At 66.7% G+C, this 3,260-nt stretch carries 1 protein-coding gene and 1 pseudogene; both read right to left on the reverse strand.

All coding sequences use genetic code 11. From position 1 onward, the window contains the following. Window positions 1–747: 747 nt before the first annotated feature. Window positions 748–2,199 (reverse strand): NF041680 family putative transposase, encoded by a 1,452-nt coding sequence (locus ACFYOH_RS44530; RefSeq protein ID WP_388638016.1) that lies wholly within the window; start codon window positions 2,197–2,199, stop codon window positions 748–750. A gap of 615 nt (window positions 2,200–2,814) precedes the next feature. Then, window positions 2,815–3,260: pseudogene (locus tag ACFYOH_RS44535) on the reverse strand (transposase); the annotation flags it as partial.

Consider the following 3,260-nt stretch of genomic DNA (forward strand, 5'->3'; position numbering starts at 1 on the left):
CCTCCTCATACATACGCTCCGACGACCCCAACGGAACGTTCATACCAGTCAGAAATACAACGATCCCGTTGTACCAAGGCTCCTCCTGCACGAACCACACCCATCACTCGAAGCATGACCAGCCGCGCACGAGTAATCTCGCGTCCCGCCTCTACCCAGAGCGACCTGACCGTGCCGCTCAAAACTGTTCGTCCAAGCAAACAGTCGCCAGTGCGGCCCGAAAGGCGAAGGAGGAACGAGGTACGCGCCTTCCCTGACCATCCTGGTGCACACACCGCGCCCTCCATGGCTCTACGGTGCGGGCGCCCGCCCCTCGGCGGGGTGATGGGTCGGGGCGGGCGCCCGCAGCTCACCTCTCACATGCAGTGTGAGAGGTGAGGCCTCGGCCATGCCAGCCCGGCCGACCAGATCCTCTTCTCGTGGCACCGCCTACCCCCACATGTGTGGGCCCCCGAGAAGGGGCACCCGCCAGGGCGGGAAACGGCTGGGCGCCCGGGTCCGCCTGAGGTCGGGTGGAGTGCAGACGAACACGATGAGGAACCAGTAGCCACTCCGAGGCTTGGTGATGACCACTGCCTCCTGCGCCAACGAGGGAAGCAGAGCCGCAGGAAACCTCATAGTAGGAACGTTGCGTGCGCCTCAACGGGTTCACGCTCATCGAGTTTCCCTCGCCGGGTGTTCTCTCACAGCTCGCGGCCGCCCCGCACATGACAAAGTCCTGGCTGCCCTGAACACCCAGCTTGATCTTTATCCTCGCTGCTGTTTCAAGCGGACGTGTTCGGTGAGGGTTTCGGCTCGTTTCACGGTCTTCCCCGGTTCGTGGCGTGGGGCTGGCCTGCGGTTTTTCGAGCCGTGTGGGCGCCCGGGGCCGGGCTTGGACGGTTTGGGAACTCGGGCGGGACGGGCGGTCTTCGCGCGGAGGTGGCGGAACCCCCGGCGGACCCGGGCTGGTGTGAGTCGGCGAGGCTCGGCCGGTCGTTCCCAGGGGCGGCGCAGGTCTTCGGCGAGGGGCCGGGCGAGGCGGAGCTGGGTGTGGGCGACGATGATCAGCGGGGTCCACAGGTCGGCGGTCGAGGGGTCGCGGACCTTGGGGACCGTCCAGCCCAGGGTCTGCTTGAACAGCCGGAAAGTGTGCTCAAGATCGAATCTGCGCAGGAACGCCTGCCAGCGCACATCGACGTCTTCTCCGGTCAAGCCGGTGCGTGAGGACCACAGCCAGACGGGCTTCGGGTCGCGGTCACCTGGCAGGCGGTCCACCTTGAGACGGATCAACATGCCGTGGATCAATGGGAGTTCGCCGCAGTGGTCGAGCCAGGGGCCGCGGGCAGTCAGACGGGGGTGCATCCGGTCCCAGGCGAAGGATTCGGCCCGGCCGTAGCGGGTGGTGTCGCAGGTGGTGGCCTGGTCGGGGGTGTGCCAGGAGTCCGGCTTGGAGAAGGTGAGAACGCCGCCGTGCTTGCGGGGCTGCCCGCCGCGCGGGGTCGAGCGACGCGGGCCGGCGTCGCGGAGCATCACCCGGTCCGAGCGCAGTCGACCGACCAGCTCGATGGGCAGATCGGCCAGGACGTAGGCGAGGCGGGTGACGTCGTAGCCGGAGTCCATCACGACGAGGACGTCCGTGTCGCCCGGCCGCCACTGCCCGGCACGCACCAGTCGGGTGAAGACGTCGCGGATCTGGCTGGCGGTCACCGCCGTGGCGTCGTCGGCCGGCCCGAGTCGGATCGCGTCCAGTACGGCGGTCCACGAGGTGCGTCCCGTCTCCAGGGCGGCAACGAAGGAGTATGGCCAGCCGGGGATGAACTGATCCGCGCTACGGCCTCGCCCGTAGACATGGCAGAACAGCAGATCAGGACTGGTCGGTGCGTCGGGACGCAGCCAGTTGCTCACGTCGACGGCGAGGACGATCCGCCCGTCGGCGGCTCGCGGCAGCGGCGTGGAGGCGAGCAGCCTGCGCAGGCGGCGCGGTTCCAGCCAACCGTGGTTGACCGCGTCGTACATCGCACCGTGCCCGCGCCGGTGCTCCGCCGTGAGCGTCAGCTCGACCAGCGATGTCACCGGGCCATCGGCGCACAGCACCGCGTCGGTGAGGTCGAAGAGCGCATCCGCACGGTTGTAAAGGCAGTCGTAGAACTCGACACGAAAGTGGGACAGCACGCTCAGCGCGGCGTCAGCGGGACCTACAGAAGCCAGACTCTTCACAGCGGCCGTTCCTTCACGCGACGTTGCTCGACACCTCGAAGCGTGAAGAACGGCCGCCCCTGCTGTCCCACGAAACCGCCAAGATCAGCAGGTCAGGTGACCCGGCGAGGTTAAAGATCAAGCCCAGTGGCTGTTGTCGTTCCGATCTTGAGGGTTGCACGTCGAACGCGAGTCTCGATCGAGTGATCATCACTGGCTGTGGTCATGAAGGCAGGGCCTCTTGGTAGCTCGGGTTTGCGAAGCCAACCGAGATCCAGGAGACCCTGTTGCCGCAGCTGTACGCGCTCGCGGTAATGGCGTTCAACTCCGCTGCACTGACGCGTGATTGTGTCGCTCACTGGTTCGGGAACACGGCGGATCACCGGGAACGTGTTCGGTGGCATCCGTCGGACATGGCGGACGCGGAGTGGGCCCAGGTACGGCCGCTGCTGCCGGTTCTGTCCTGGCTGCGCGGCCAGGGCGGTCGGAGACGTACAGCCACCGGGTGATACTGGACCCAATGCGATGTAGTTACCGATAGTTCGTTAAATTCGGGGTCACGTCCGCTTGAGTGGTGTATCGACGGCCACTCGGTGATCTCGTTTTGAAGCTATGCGGTGAGTTCGGTCGGAGGACGGTCTCGTCGGTTTGTGACTCGATCGGGTGGAGGCGGGCCTTGGTGAGCAGGTCGAGTCCCATCTAGCGGCGGGCTTCGGTCCACTCGTCGTTCTGCTCGGCCAGCACGGCACCCACCAGGCGGATCAGGGCGGTGCGGTCGGGGAAGATACCGACCACGTCGGTCCGGCGGCGGATCTCTTTGCTGAGGCGTTCCTGCGCCAGTACGTGGCCCTGGGCGGCGTCCAAGTGGGCTGCTGCTTTGGGGACCTTCGCCTCCAGGGTGTCCAAAACGTGCCGCATCTGGGACTGGACGGCGTCGGTGTCGGGTTGTTCGAAGGCGGTCCGCAGCAGCGTGGCCACCCATGGCTGGGCCGACTTGGGGACCTGGCTCAGCAGCGTGCGGGCGTGGTGAGTGCGGCATCGCTGCCAGCTCGCGCCGGGCAGGGTGGCGCCGATCGCGTTGA

Origin of the sequence: Streptomyces sp. NPDC007856 (assembly GCF_042868225.1) — a bacterium.
Classification (GTDB): Bacteria; Actinomycetota; Actinomycetes; order Streptomycetales; family Streptomycetaceae; genus Streptomyces.